A 12680-nucleotide genomic window follows, 5' to 3' on the forward strand; every position below is an offset into this window, starting at 1 on the left:
AACGTCGTCTACATCAGTTCTGCCTTCTCCTCGATAAGTTCGATAAAAGGTACTGCCTCGCGTCTAAGCCTTTCGCCAGTGTACGCTACAAGGTCGAACACGTGGGGAACTTTGGATATTATTCCAACGTCGGCCGTGGCGACCATTTGCTGGGCCTTAAGCTCGAAGTCTGGGCTCTTAACGAGCTTCACCTCCCCCGAAACCCCAAGGGCTTCCAGTCTGGTCTCCGTTAGGGCTTTGACTTCCCCGCTCCTCGGCATGTTCTTCCCGTAAAAGAAGACTGCCTTTTTAATCCCCAGCTCCTTCAGGGCCATCGCGATTTCAGTAAGCAAATCACCGGTCCTCTCGTTGATTCTGTACTTCCCCTGGTACTTTAGGTCCCTTATCAAGCCGTCCTCGCAGAGTATTGCTTTCCCATCGAGGAGAGATTCGAGGGTTATGATGACGTTGAAACCGTCTATCGCCAGAACCTTCCCGGCAAGTTCTTCGGGTTTTAGGAGCTTTCCCTTAACTTCCCTGATCCATCTATCAGAAAAGACGCATCTGGCCAGAAGATGCCGCTCTTTTTTCGTAAGCCTGTAGTGGTTGGCAACGAATTCTAATGCATAGCTTTTCCGGTAGCCCCTGTTGAGCAGGTACTTGAGATCAACGTAAGCATCTCGAAGCATGGAGAAAGTTGGGAGGGAAGGTTAAATAACCTTCTCCATTATCTCCTCGCCGACATGAATTCTTATCCTGACCTTTCCGCTCAGTACTGAGCTCTTGACCTTCTTGGTGAGAATTTCGTCTACCTGGAAGACTCCTGCGAGGTGCTTCATCCATATCTCAATGAGTATCGGTTGCTCCTCGTTTCCTTCCCTTATCTCGACCTTCTCTATTGCCAGGGCTGAGACGGCGTGTATGTCAACGCGGTCCTTCTTGTGGACGAGCCTGCTCCTTCCGGCTTCCATATCGCAGCCGTCCGCTATGGTGACGAGGCTCCCCTCAATGGTTGTGCACGGCACGTGCTCATCGTGCGTGTAGATGGCGTTCAGCGTGAGCGCTTTGAGGAGAAGCCAATCATCCGTTTCAAACTCCCTGGCGAGCTTGTCTATTATTGGCTCCGTAAGCAGGGCACTGAACTCGTAGTGGTTTATTCTGTGTATCATGTTGCCGACGTCGTGGAAGAGCGCTCCAAAAGCAACGATGAACTTGCTCCAGCGGAAAGGCTTGCCGAGCTTCTCCGCTGTGGTCTCAATTCCAAACTTTTTGATAATTTTCAGTAGCTCCAGGGCCCGTCTCGTTGTGAGGAGAACGTGGATCGGTCCGTGGTCGTTGAACTGGTAGATATTCAGCACTATGTAGTTGGTCGTCTCGAAGTAGTAGATGTGTTCCCTGAAGGCCCTCTCGTACATCTGGTAGAGTTCGTCGTCCTCCATTAGTTCCCTAATCTCTCTCAAAAGATCCTCTTCGGTGTACATATTTCCCACCCAAATGCATGGAGAAAAGGAAGTTTTAAGGGTTTTGAACGTGCGTGTTTAAATCCCGGAAAACGTTTCTTCCTCTCTTGACTTTTCCTGAGCCGTTCGGTTGCACTCCTAAGGAGCAAAGGCGGGATCAGGACGAGGAGGTAGACCGCGTAGATGGGGGAAAGTGCGGAGAGAACAGCGGTCGGAAACATCATGAGGAGCACGAAAAAGACACCATTTTCATTTATCAAACTGGCAAAGCGATAATAAAGAGAACTCGCCAGTATGGTCCCAAGCAGAATTATGATACTACCTAGAGGACCGGGAAGTTTTTTCATCTCCCGATAAACTTCCGGAAATTCAAAGTAGAGGAGCGTCAGAAAGGGAATCGCATTGACAGAAGAAAGCATCAGCTCGGCAATCTCTTCGCTCTTTTCCTTGATGGTTTTCAGTGAGGGAATACCCGTGAGACCAACGTACGCCATGGGCAAGAGGATTGCTAGAAAACCCTTCCCATCAACGAATCCGAGGGAATAGAGGAAGATGCCGAGGATAGGTGATCCGAAAAATAGCAATTTCATTATGAGGATTACCTGCTCTATCCTGCCGGCCGCGTACTCATCGGGTATTACCTCGTCGTACGGCATGGTTGTGGTAAAGATGGCCACCTTAAAAACTTTTCACTCCAGCATTCCTTCAAGCTCCAGAATCTTCTTGGAGCGGAGGTACACGACTGGAATGCCCCTCGCGCGGAGCCTCTTTTTCAGCCCCTTATCGTTGGTGCAGACCACAACGCGCTCGTTATTCAGGGCGAAGTCAAAAATCTGATCGTCTATCGGTCTCTCTCCAAACCGGCCTATATCCACGGTCTCGAACCTCTCAGCCAGCTTCTTCGCCATTCTGATAGCCATCAGATCTTTCCCGCGGGACTTTCTTTCGATGACGTCCAGTTCCTGAAGGACAACGTTTGGAATTACAATCCTGAACTTCACATCGAGAACCCTGTTCAGCTCGGATATTATGTCGACGCCGAACTGTCCCGGAACGAGGAGAAAGTTGGTGTCGGGAATAACGAGCCATTCGCGGCGCATGGAGACCACCAAAGGAGAAAAGAGAGGGTCACTCCCTGATGAAGCCGTAGCCTATGAGGCGCCACCTGCTGCCGACCTGTCTGCTGATGGCAACCCTGTCGCCGACCTCGGCGCAGATGGGTATCTGGAGCTTGAGCTCGATCTCGTCCTTGCCGAGTCCGGTGACGAGACCCATCGTTCTTGCCGTTCCAACGTTGAGGAGCAGGACTTCCCTCCTTTTGATCGGCTCGACCTTGAGCTCCTCCTCGGTTCCCACAACCCTCTCGAGGAGGTGAACCTCAAGCCTGAGCTCGTCCCACACCGGCGGAAGCTGGCCAGGTTTTCCTACGACGTTTCCGGCCATGAGGTCGCCCTTGGTGAGGTACGGATCTAGCTTGGTGCCGACGCCGACGAGTCCACCTGGATATGCCTCCTCGACGAACCTTCCTCCCGCCTGAAGGGACACTATCTCGGTGGTTATCGGCTCGTACTTGATTCTGCCGTGCTCCTCGTAGGGAACGCCCGGGCGGATCTCTATCTCGTCGCCGACCTTGAGCTTACCCTGGACTATCGAACCGCCGATGACTCCGCCGACGAGCTTTTCTGGCTTGGTTCCGGGCTTGTTAACGTCAAAGCTCCTCAGAACGAGCATCTTGGGTGGCTTGTTCGGATCATGCTCAGGTGTTGGGATGAACTCCTCTATTGCGGCCAAGAGAACGTCAACGTTGGCTCCATGCAGGGCTGAAATCGGAATTATTGGGGCGTTCTCAGCGACGGTGCCTTTGACGAACTCCTTTATCTCCTGATACCTCTCGATGACCTTCTCCCTGTCGACGAGCTCGATCTTGTTGAGGGCTATGACGATGTTCTTATTGCCGACTATCTGGAGGGCCATGAGGTGCTCCCTGGTCTGGGGCATTACACCCTCGTTGGCCGCTATGACGAGAACGGCGCCGTCCATGAGGGAAGCTCCAGCGAGCATTGTTGTCATCAATGCCTCGTGACCGGGAGCGTCGATGAAGGAGACTCTCCTCTCAAATTCGGTTTCATGGCTGCAGTAGGGACATATCGGTGAAGTCGAGTACCTGCCGCAGCTTGGGCACTTCCTTATCTCCGCATCGGCGAAGCCTATCTTGATGGTGATTCCTCTCCTCAGCTCCTCGCTGTGAGTGTCAGTCCAGATTCCGGTCAGAGCCTTTGTGAGTGTCGTTTTACCGTGATCAACGTGACCAACCATTCCGATGTTAACCTCGGCCTGTCTAAACTCATTCTTCTTTGCCATCTTCTCTCACCCCTAAATTTAGAGAGTTTGGGCATTTATTAAGGTTACCTCGTGGTGGAGGAGATAGAAACTGGAAGATGATTCGGCTCATCAAAATTCCGCACACAGGAACATCTGAGGGAAAACCGGAAGAAGTTTAAGGGTGAAAGGAAGAAGCTCAGAAGACGATCTTCATGTTGATCTGAACGATCTCGGGGCTGATGGTGTTACCCCTGACAGTCTTCTTCCTCCTCTCACCCTTCTCCTTGGGCCTGAAACCCGGTCCCCTGGAGACGAGGATCTTGACCCTCCTCGGACCGTGAACATCAGGCCTCATGGGGAAGCCGTCCTTGTCGGTTCCGCCGGTTATCTTGAGCTTGGCATCGGCCGGAATCTCCTCGCCGAATATCTCGGTGAGGTTGAGGCCGAGCTCCTTGGCGGAGATCTCCTCTCCAATCCTCTTTCCGATGAGCTTCTCTGCCTCTTCGCCGCTTATCTCAACCTGCCTGGCTATCCCGTTCTTTGGGTTCGATATGACGAGCTTAAAGGTCGCCATTTCCTCCCACCTCCTACGTCATTAGCGGGATTCATTGGGTAAACCCCTTATCCACCATGGGCTGTGGGTTACCGTTTAAAAAAGTTTCTTCTTCAAAAATCTGGGAAGGAGCTAAAGCCCCTACCCTTGGCTCAGGCGGTACACCCAGTTCCACATCCTGATCATGTACTCAATGGTCGGCGGGTAGCTCTGGATTACCTCCGTGATCTCCATGTTCTTTCTGAACGTCGGGGAGGAGATTACCATCTCAAGAACCTCCTTGCTGGGTGCCTTCCAGATGGTGTAGGCCCCTCCGTCGAAGTTGTACGCGGCCAGGAACTCAACGCCCTCGGGCAGTTCTCCTGAGGAGAAGAAGTCGGCGGCCTCCTTTGCGGCAATGGCACTTTCCTCTGTTGACCATCTGTGGGTTACGTGGTACACGGGCATCGGCACACCCCCATAATCCTATATAAATTCCATGTGCGTCTGTTAGATGGAGCACCGCTGGGTGAAAAGAATCATTGGGCTTCCGGGCGCTCCAGTTCAAGATTTCACCCAGATAGAACCTGCTACTTGTTGGTTTGACTTATTGTATATAAAGATTTTGGGCAATAAATTTTGATGTTTATCCAGGAAAACTTTGTATAATATCCTCGACTTCTGGGGAGTGGCTCATAGCAATCAAAACTTTTTTATACCTCTCGGGTGGTAGCCATCTTAAGAGGTGAGAGAAATGGCAAAGGAAAAGGCCACACTTCCCCCGACCGGTGCGGGTCTCATGAGGTTCTTCGACGAGGATACCAGGGCAATAAAGATAAGCCCAAGGGGCGTTATAGCCCTCACGCTGATACTCGTTGCCCTTGAGATACTTCTCCACGCCTTTGGGTCCCAGATCTTTGGCTAAATGAAGCTCGTTTTCTTTAATCCCCTTGCGTTCAGCTCTTCGTTTATTATTGCCCTGACGATTTCTTCAAGCTGGCTCTGGATGAGCTTGTCAACATCGTCCTTTATTTTGTCTATGTCGTGCCTGAGACCTTCGAGGAGCCTTATGTAGTCCTTGGCCATCTCGAGCTGGCCCTCCTGTCTGACCAGTTGCTCCTTGAGGTGTTCGAAATCCTCCTTCATGACATGGAGCTTTCTGAGCTCCCTCTGAAGCTCATCCAGCTGCTTGGTAAGTGAGTAGTTCTCCTCCTTGAGCTTTTCTATGAGCCTCTCCTTGGCCTCGAGCTCCCTAACCAAGGCGTTGTACTCCTCGGCTATCTGAGTGAGCCTCTCTATCTCCCTCAGCGGGGGCACCTTGCCGTTTCCGAGGATTATAACGTCTGGACCAACGTTGACTATATCGCTTGGCCTTATTTTCATCTTCTTCTCGTTGGAGAACATTCCCGGGTGTTCACCCTTTCCAAGGTTCTCCACGAGCTTCATCTTCAGGATGAAGTAGAACTGGTCGCCCTCAACCTCAACGTTGATGTCCGTCACAAACCCGAGTATCTTTCCCTCCGTGAGGGATATCACAAACTTGTTGATGAGCTGGTTGGCTTTAGCTTCACCGCCCTCTACCATAAACACCACCGCGATTATTTATCGCTCGGCCTACTTAACTTTTCCGCCAAGCCTTATAAGGTGAAAAAACTTCAACTCCCTTCGGTGAGAGCCATGATAATCTTCGTGGGACGGTCGAACGTTGGAAAAAGCACGCTCATCTTCCATCTTACCGGAAAGTGGGTCAGGAGGGGCAAGAGGCCAGGAGTTACGAGAAAGCCCGTGGAGGTCAACTGGAGGAATCGGAAGGTCGTCGATATGCCCGGCTTCGGCTTCATGAGCGGTCTGCCGAAGGAAAAGCAGGAGAAGATTAAAGATGAGATAGTGCACTTCATAGAGAACAATGCCGACGAGATAGACCTGGCAATCCTCGTTATAGACGGCAAGAGTGCACTGGAGATCATCGAGCGCTGGGAGAAGCGCGGCGAGATTCCAATAGACGTGGAGTTCTTCCAGTTCCTGCAGGAGCTGAAGATACCGACGATAGTGGCAGTGAACAAGATAGACAAGGTGAAGAATGTCCAGGGGACCATAACGAGGCTCGCCGAGAAGTTTGGAGTTCCGTATAGTGAAATAAACGAGATTTTCGTGCCAATCTCTGCCAAGTTCGGAAAGAACCTCGACGAGCTTAGAAGGTTAATAGAGAAGAAGCTGAGGGAGGGTAGGAAGCCCTCAGAGAACCTCGAGGACGATGTGGGTGATGGTCTCCTTGACGCCGTCGAGTGAGGCTATCTCCTCAAGTATCTCATCGAGCTTGGTCTTGTCAGCCTCGATGATGAGGTCAATGTCGCCGGTGACACGGTAGATCTTCTTTATCTTGAGCTTCTTTATCTGCTCGTAGACGTACTTCCTCTTGGTTGGCTCTATCCTAACGAAGACGAAGACGTCGCCCTTCTTTTCGCCGAGGATGTCGAGGGCCTTATCGGTGAGGTCGATGAAGCCCCTGCCGGTTCTTATGTAGCCAAGCTCCTTGAGAACCTTGAGGTGGTTGCTTAGAGCCTGTCTGGTTATTCCAAGTTCTTCGGCTAGCTCGTCCTGGGTCTTTTCAACGGTGTGAACTTCTATGGTCTTTCCTTCCTCGTAGAACTTCCTGAGCAACCTAATCTGCCTTGGAGTGAGGGTGGGCCTCTCTTCCATTTTTAAAACCTCCTTTGCAAGGTTAGCGTTTACAGCTTTATTAAACCAACTATTTTCAAGGCCAATGTCAAATTTTTCTGGCCTCTAAACTGATAGCCCCTGACCATACTTATAAGTCTTTCTCAAAGTTAGCTTTTTAATCCCCGGCTCTAATCAACTCACATGAACAAAGCGGCCTACACCGAGGACGTTCCCCCGGACAGGTTCGAACTCCTTGACAAGATAGCCCAGTCAGAGAGACCCATCAGGGTAATGCTCATCGGTGGAACCGACAGCGGAAAGACGACCCTCCTGACATTCCTTGCGAACGGGCTCATTGAAATGGGTCTTAGAGTTGCGATAATCGACAGCGACGTCGGCCAGAAGGGAGTCCTCCCTCCAGCGACAGTGAGTTTAGCTTTTCCTAAAGGTCCCTTTGACTCAACCAGCAATCTAAAGGCTTACGCTCACTATTTCATTGGGACCACTTCTCCTGGGCAGTACACCGGTGAGATGGCCGTTGGTGTCAAGAGACTGGTTGATATTGCCGTTCAGAGTGTGGATGTCGTTTTGATAGATACTACCGGCTTCGTCACCGGCCCGGGCATAGAGATGAAGCGCCTCAAAGCCGAGCTCGTGAGACCTGAACTGATAGTTTTCCTTGAGAGGAAAAATGAGCTCTCTCACCTAAGACGGCTCCTCTCTCCCTACGGTGAAGTCCTGAGCCTCTCAGTGAGCGACAGAGCGAGGGAACACTCGAGAGAGGAGCGTAGAGAAGTACGGCGAGAGAAGTGGGGTGCTTACTTCTCAAGCGCTGGTCTGATTGATGTTGATTTGAATAAGGTCGTTCCGACCGGAACGGAGCTCTTCAGAGGCAGACCGTTAACGGCCGAGGAAAAGGAACTTCTATCGTCCCTCTTCAAGTGGCTCGTCCTGGCCGGCTGGAAGGGCGAGCGCTACACCGTAGTCAAGGCCGACGTCGAGAACGTTCCAAGGCACTACAGCAGGTCTGTTATCCACGCCGTTGACTTCGAAAAGCTAAGCAACTTGCTGGTCGGTTTCATCGATAAAGACGGTCTCTGCCTCGGCGTTGGGATACTGAAGTGGATAAACTTCAGCGAGATGAAGGCCCAGATCCTGACGCCCATATCTTTAGAAGAACTTGAGAGGGCAGTCGAGCTTCGCTTTGGGCGCATAAGGGTGCTCGAAAGCGGCGAAGAGCTTGGCCTGCTGAGAAGGGAGGAGCTCTAGCAAAGATTTTTAAGTCAATAACCTAATCGAATTAGGTGGCCCTAATGGAGCTCAAGGCGTTCATCGAGATAACCCGACCCCACAACTGCATCCTTGCCGGGATAGTGGGCCTTCTGGGCTCGATAGTGGCTGTTGGTCACTTTCCCGACTCAAAAACGGCCTTACTTGTCTTCCTGGTGGTCACTCTGGGCTGTGCCGGAGGAAACACGATAAACGACTACTTCGACTACGAGATAGATAAAATCAACCGCCCCGAGAGGCCCCTGCCAAGGGGAGCAATGGGCAGGAAGGCTGCACTCTATTACTCGATGCTCCTCTTTGCCCTCGGTCTTGTCCTGGCATACATGATAAACATCTACGCCTTCATCCTTGGGACGATAGCTTACGTCACGATGTTCATCTACGCCTGGAAGCTCAAGCCCCTTCCGTTCGTCGGAAACATTATCGTTGCCGGCCTGACCGGTGCGACCCCGCTCTACGGTGCGGTCGCTGTTGAACACCTCGGGCTGGCCGGCTATTTAGCGATCTGTGCCTTCCTCGTGAACGTTGCCAGGGAGGTTATTAAGGACATTGAGGATGTAGAGGGGGACATGGCCAAAGGCGCTAAAACACTACCAATAATCTGGGGGAAGAAGAGAGCGGCCTACGTTGGGGCCCTCTTTGCGCTCCTGACGGTCATCGCTTCGTTCCTTCCTGTCAAGGCGGGTGTTGGCGTCGGCTACTATGCGATGGTTCCTGTTGATTTACTCATACTCTACGCGGCCTACCTGATCCTGAGGAGCCAGGACAGGGAGGTTGCACATAAATCACAGAAGCTACTCAAGATGAGCATTTTCCTGGCGGTTATGGCTTTCCTTATAGCAGCGATAGTTTGAGGAGGTGAGATCATGGAGTTTAAGGATGAGCTCATAAGAAGCCTTGAGGGGGAGGAGCTCTGGACAGTCATCACATTTAAAACCCCTCACGGTCCGGGAAAGACTCTGGAGAAGCTCGTAGAGGCACTTGAAGATGCCGGCTGGAGGATAACGTTTAAGGCCAACTGGTGGACGGCTGACATTCCCTACGGCTTAGTCAGAATAGACGCGAAAAAGGACGGAAAGGAGAAGATAGTGCTTGGCAAGTGGATACTTGGAGGCAAATGCGAGCTGATAAGGATTGAGAACATGGATCTCATCAAGGGCCGCGACGAGTTCTTCCGCATGGTGGACAGCATAACCTCGACGCTCATTCACGACCCTGTCATAAGGACGATGAGGGAGCAGTACTGACTCCCGCTTCTTCTATTTTTCGAGAGAATTAAAAAGAGAAAGAGCTCACAGCGGCTCGTAGTAGCCTATCTCCGGCTCGTAGATTTCTCCTTCAGCCAGGAGCTGGGTTATAGCTTCCTCGATGAGCTCCTCGTCGAACTCCTTCGAGAGCTTCTTGACGATGAACTTGTGGGACAGTGCCTTTTGCTTCTCCTTCAGCAGATCAAGGACGGCCTTCTTGGCCTTTTCGAGCTCTGGGTTCTCCTCAGTCTTTTCCTCGACCTCCGGAACTTCCTCTTCGAAGAGCTCCTCCTCGAGGTTCCTGTGCTCGAGCATTATCGTGTAGAGCTCGTCAATTGTCAGCAGTAGGTCTTCGCTAACGCCCTTGTTCTTGGCTATGACCTTGGCCTTCGCGGTGATGCCGTACTTGTCGTAGATCTCGAATGCTATCTGGGCCTTCTTGGCGTGTTCGACCTTCTCCTTCAGCGTCTCGAAGCGATGGAGTATCCACATGTTGGGATGGACTTTGGCGATGCCCTCGACAAGTATCTGCTTGTCGTCGCGCCATTCAGCAACCTTGCCTATTATCTGGACGAGGTCGCCCTTTTTGACGAGCCTGATGAACCTCGTATCGTCCCTAAAACCGAGCACCCAGATGGTTCCGGTTCCGTCGTCGATCTGGAGCTTTCCATAGGTCTCGTCGTCGCTTATAACCGGCTCGCGAACGACGGTGGCGACGACCTTGACGCGGTAGACCTTTCTCGCGTCCTTCGTTATGAGGTAGTTGGGCTCGAAGTCCCCTTCACTCTTAACGTAGTAGCCGTCGATGATGTCCTTGATGTAGACCCTGCTCGCTGGGAGGCGCTTTTTCATAGCTCCTCACCTCCAAAGAACTCGATGACGCTCTCCACCCGGGGGAGAACCTTCCTCTCAAGCTCCCTAATCTCCTCCAGCGCTTCCAAATCTGCCTCGCTGAAGTCCTGTATAACCTCGCCGTAGATGTGAATGCCTTCTTCGTTCCTGATGACCCTGCCGATGACCCTAACGGTCTGGCCGTTCTGGGGGAGGACGTTCTCCTCGCTCTCGATGAGTATGACCCCGGTTCCGTCGTCGAGCCAGAAGGTGTAATCCATCTTGTCGACCTTGAAGGCCTTGCCTATGAGCGCAACTCTCGTGTCGTCTTCCCTTATCTCGCCTATCTTCCTCTCGACGGCAGGCTTGCGCCGCCTGTACCTGACCTCTTCCATTCACAGCACCTCCTTAATGGCCTCCTTCAGCTCGGCCCTGACGCGGCTTATCTCTCTCTTGTAGTCCACCTCGTCCCAGCCAAAGGCCTTGAGGATCAGCCCAAGGAACTTGTCGTCCACGACGTTGCCCCTGACGACTATCTCCCTTCCGAGCAGGTAGTAGTACTCCTCCTCCGCGAGCTTTCTGCCGGCTTCCTTGAGGGTCAGTCCTTCCTCCACCAGCTCCCTGAGCTTTTCTGCTATCTCATCTGGGTCTTTTCCGAGAAGCTCGGCCGCATCGTCGCCGAAGAGCGTCGTCCTTATGTAACCAGTTGAGTCGTCGAGGCCAAAGTCGATGATGGTTATCTTTATCGGCTGGATCTCGCCGTGCTCGGGGCATATCCAAGTATCTGTTGCCGGCTCGTAATCAACCTTCCTCCTGCACTCAGGGCAGGCGTCGTAAACGGTAACCCTGTAAAGCCTCGCTATCGTTCCCCTAACCTCAACAAAGCGCTCGCCGCCCATGAGCTCGCCTATCTTTGTTCTTCTGTAGTTGTAGCTTCTCACTTCCTCGAGCGGCGGTATCTCCTCGACGCGCGGGTCTTCCGGATTGAGTATTATCCTCGTCCTGAAGTTGGCGTGGAGCTCAACTCCTCCCCTTCCCTCTCTAACGCTCGGATCGATGATCTTAATGACGTCGCCCGGGTTCAGCTCGTTGTAGTACTTTGCTACCTGAGCGTCCCAGAGAACGAGCCTTGTCTTTCCGGTTGAGTCGTAGATTATCACGTTTGCAACCTGGCCAGTTGAGCCGTCCCTCTTCTGGTACTCCCTCGGTGGGTACTTCCTCAGGATCCTCGCGACTATGTTGACGTTGGCCATTCCAGGGACAAGGTCCGCTATGTGAAGAAGCTCCTCTTTGCCCTCCAGATTAACGCCCAGTTCCTCCGCGAGCATTAAAGCTGCCGCGTGCTCGGAAATACCCTCGCGGGACGCTATCTCCGCTATCCTCTCCTCAATTTCATTCCTCGAGAGGCCTTTCTGCCTCTCGATCATCTCGATGATCTGCTCCTTTGTCAGCACTGCCATAACACTCACCTTAATGGTAATACAGGGTGGTGGTATTTAAACTTTTCTCCGGAGGCCGAGTTTCCGGAAAAAGCTCCCGTATTCCTCTCAAGAACAGAAATAAGTAAACTGAAGGGTCAAGAAATTACTCCTCGCTTTCCTGAGGCATTTCTTCTTTCCCTTCGAGTTTTGCTATCAGGTCGCTGTACTCGGCATGAACAACCTTCTTGAATGCTTCCTTGATTATCATGGGGTCGTTCTCCGGAAAGCCGTAGAGCTCTGCGAACTTGGGGGTCGTTCCAAGGAGCTTTGTCCTCTCGTAGGGCTCGGCGTAGATAAGTCCCATCTCGAGGAGCTTTCTTATGTGCTCATAGGCCTGACTCCCGCGGAGTTTGACCAGCTTGCTTTGCTCTATGGGCTGGAGGTAGGCTATAAGGGCCAGGGTCTTCAGCTCGCCAGTCCTTAAGTCCGGTCTTGGCATCAGATGGACAACTCTCTGCGAATACTCCTGCTTCACCTGCATGACGTACTTATCGCCCAAAACGCGAACCACTTCGATTGCGCTCTTTCTCTCGGCGTATTCAGCTGCTATAAGCTCGATGAGCTTCTCGAGGTAATCCAGCGACCTTATCCCAAGGGCTCTTGAGAGCTCTTTAACGCTCAGCGGCCGACCAGAAACGAAGAGGGCAGCTTCGACAAGGGCCTTGTCTTCTAGGAGTCCCATTATCATCACCTCTTCCTAAAGCCTCTCCGGCGATGACTATAATCTTTTTCCTTCTTTGACCGTAATCTTTATAAACCCATCCCGATAGGTCAATAGCGGTACGGCGGTCATAGCGGCGGGGTTACACCCGGTCTCGTTTCGACCCCGGAAGTTAAGCCCGCCAGCGATCCCGGGTGTACTGCCCTCCGAGAGGGG

The 12680-nt window shown here is 52.2% G+C and carries 18 protein-coding genes and 1 other annotated feature; of the genes, 5 read left to right on the forward strand and 13 right to left on the reverse strand.

The features are described 5' to 3' along the window. Positions 1-8 precede the first annotated feature (8 nt). The 7 genes from E3E26_RS04300 to E3E26_RS04330 form a co-directional block, all read right to left on the reverse strand. Positions 9-668, reverse strand: a complete 660-nt coding sequence (locus E3E26_RS04300; protein ID WP_167900029.1) for a DUF434 domain-containing protein — start codon at positions 666-668, stop codon at positions 9-11. 21 nt (positions 669-689) lie between these two features. Continuing rightward, complete coding sequence (locus tag E3E26_RS04305) at positions 690-1460, reverse strand: HD domain-containing protein (protein WP_167900166.1); 771 nt, start codon at positions 1458-1460, stop codon at positions 690-692. Then, positions 1436-2095: a hypothetical protein gene (locus E3E26_RS04310; RefSeq protein ID WP_167900030.1), complete on the reverse strand. Its 660-nt coding sequence runs from the start codon at positions 2093-2095 to the stop codon at positions 1436-1438. Before E3E26_RS04310 ends, E3E26_RS04305 begins: the two co-directional genes overlap by 25 nt. Before the next feature lie 33 nt (positions 2096-2128). Then, positions 2129-2539 carry a PIN domain-containing protein gene (locus tag E3E26_RS04315; RefSeq protein ID WP_167900031.1) on the reverse strand — a complete coding sequence of 137 codons (411 nt, stop codon included), beginning with the start codon at positions 2537-2539 and terminating at the stop codon, positions 2129-2131. Positions 2540-2567: 28 nt separating this feature from the next. After that, positions 2568-3800, reverse strand: coding sequence for a translation initiation factor IF-2 subunit gamma (eif2g, locus tag E3E26_RS04320; protein WP_167900032.1), 1233 nt, complete (start codon positions 3798-3800; stop codon positions 2568-2570). 157 nt (positions 3801-3957) lie between these two features. After that, complete coding sequence (locus E3E26_RS04325) at positions 3958-4335, reverse strand: 30S ribosomal protein S6e (RefSeq protein WP_167900033.1); 378 nt, start codon at positions 4333-4335, stop codon at positions 3958-3960. 120 nt (positions 4336-4455) lie between these two features. After that, positions 4456-4761, reverse strand: coding sequence for a hypothetical protein (locus E3E26_RS04330; RefSeq protein WP_167900034.1), 306 nt, complete (start codon positions 4759-4761; stop codon positions 4456-4458). A gap of 286 nt (positions 4762-5047) precedes the next feature. On the opposite strand from E3E26_RS04330, the gene E3E26_RS04335 reads away from it, so the two are divergent. Continuing rightward, on the forward strand, positions 5048-5218 hold the full coding sequence (locus E3E26_RS04335; RefSeq protein ID WP_167900035.1) for a preprotein translocase subunit Sec61beta: 171 nt from the start codon (positions 5048-5050) through the stop codon (positions 5216-5218). Here E3E26_RS04335 and E3E26_RS04340 read toward each other — a convergent pair. Continuing rightward, positions 5215-5877 (reverse strand): hypothetical protein, encoded by a 663-nt coding sequence (locus tag E3E26_RS04340; protein WP_167900167.1) that lies wholly within the window; start codon positions 5875-5877, stop codon positions 5215-5217. The two genes, E3E26_RS04335 and E3E26_RS04340, sit on opposite strands and share 4 nt — an antisense overlap. Positions 5878-5970: 93 nt before the next feature. Here E3E26_RS04340 and engB point away from each other — a divergent pair, with 93 nt between their 5' ends. After that, positions 5971-6582, forward strand: coding sequence for a GTP-binding protein EngB (gene engB / locus E3E26_RS04345; protein ID WP_167900168.1), 612 nt, complete (start codon positions 5971-5973; stop codon positions 6580-6582). Here the strand turns inward: engB and E3E26_RS04350 are convergent. After that, positions 6529-6993: an Lrp/AsnC family transcriptional regulator gene (locus E3E26_RS04350; RefSeq protein WP_167900036.1), complete on the reverse strand. Its 465-nt coding sequence runs from the start codon at positions 6991-6993 to the stop codon at positions 6529-6531. The two genes, engB and E3E26_RS04350, sit on opposite strands and share 54 nt — an antisense overlap. A 162-nt stretch (positions 6994-7155) precedes the next feature. Here E3E26_RS04350 and E3E26_RS04355 point away from each other — a divergent pair, with 162 nt between their 5' ends. Genes E3E26_RS04355 through E3E26_RS04365 form a run of 3 tightly spaced genes read left to right on the forward strand, consistent with a single transcriptional unit; the run spans position 7156 to position 9491 of the window. Continuing rightward, positions 7156-8223 (forward strand): Clp1/GlmU family protein, encoded by a 1068-nt coding sequence (locus tag E3E26_RS04355; RefSeq protein ID WP_167900037.1) that lies wholly within the window; start codon positions 7156-7158, stop codon positions 8221-8223. A gap of 44 nt (positions 8224-8267) precedes the next feature. Then, positions 8268-9098, forward strand: a complete 831-nt coding sequence (locus E3E26_RS04360; protein ID WP_167900169.1) for a geranylgeranylglycerol-phosphate geranylgeranyltransferase — start codon at positions 8268-8270, stop codon at positions 9096-9098. A 12-nt stretch (positions 9099-9110) separates the two neighbouring features. Further along, the gene (locus tag E3E26_RS04365) at positions 9111-9491 is read left to right on the forward strand and encodes a ribonucleoside-triphosphate reductase (protein WP_167900038.1); all 381 of its coding nucleotides are present in this window, start codon (positions 9111-9113) and stop codon (positions 9489-9491) included. A 45-nt stretch (positions 9492-9536) separates the two neighbouring features. Here E3E26_RS04365 and E3E26_RS04370 read toward each other — a convergent pair whose 3' ends face one another. The 4 genes from E3E26_RS04370 to scpB all read right to left on the reverse strand — a co-directional run bounded on the left by E3E26_RS04370 (position 9537) and on the right by scpB (position 12485). Further along, complete coding sequence (locus tag E3E26_RS04370; RefSeq protein WP_167900039.1) at positions 9537-10343, reverse strand: OB-fold nucleic acid binding domain-containing protein; 807 nt, start codon at positions 10341-10343, stop codon at positions 9537-9539. Further along, a complete protein-coding gene (locus tag E3E26_RS04375) occupies positions 10340-10717 on the reverse strand; it encodes a replication protein RepA (RefSeq protein ID WP_167900040.1) in 378 nt (125 codons plus the stop codon). Before E3E26_RS04375 ends, E3E26_RS04370 begins: the two co-directional genes overlap by 4 nt. Beyond that, positions 10718-11782 (reverse strand): OB-fold nucleic acid binding domain-containing protein, encoded by a 1065-nt coding sequence (locus E3E26_RS04380; RefSeq protein ID WP_167900170.1) that lies wholly within the window; start codon positions 11780-11782, stop codon positions 10718-10720. Positions 11783-11906: 124 nt separating this feature from the next. Further along, positions 11907-12485: an SMC-Scp complex subunit ScpB gene (scpB, locus tag E3E26_RS04385; protein WP_167900171.1), complete on the reverse strand. Its 579-nt coding sequence runs from the start codon at positions 12483-12485 to the stop codon at positions 11907-11909. A 99-nt stretch (positions 12486-12584) separates the two neighbouring features. Continuing rightward, positions 12585-12672 (forward strand) — a sequence feature (5S ribosomal RNA rRNA prediction is too short). The last annotated feature ends 8 nt before the right edge of the window (positions 12673-12680 follow it).

It is taken from the genome of Thermococcus sp. LS1 (genome assembly GCF_012027395.1).
Taxonomy (GTDB): domain Archaea; phylum Methanobacteriota_B; class Thermococci; order Thermococcales; family Thermococcaceae; genus Thermococcus.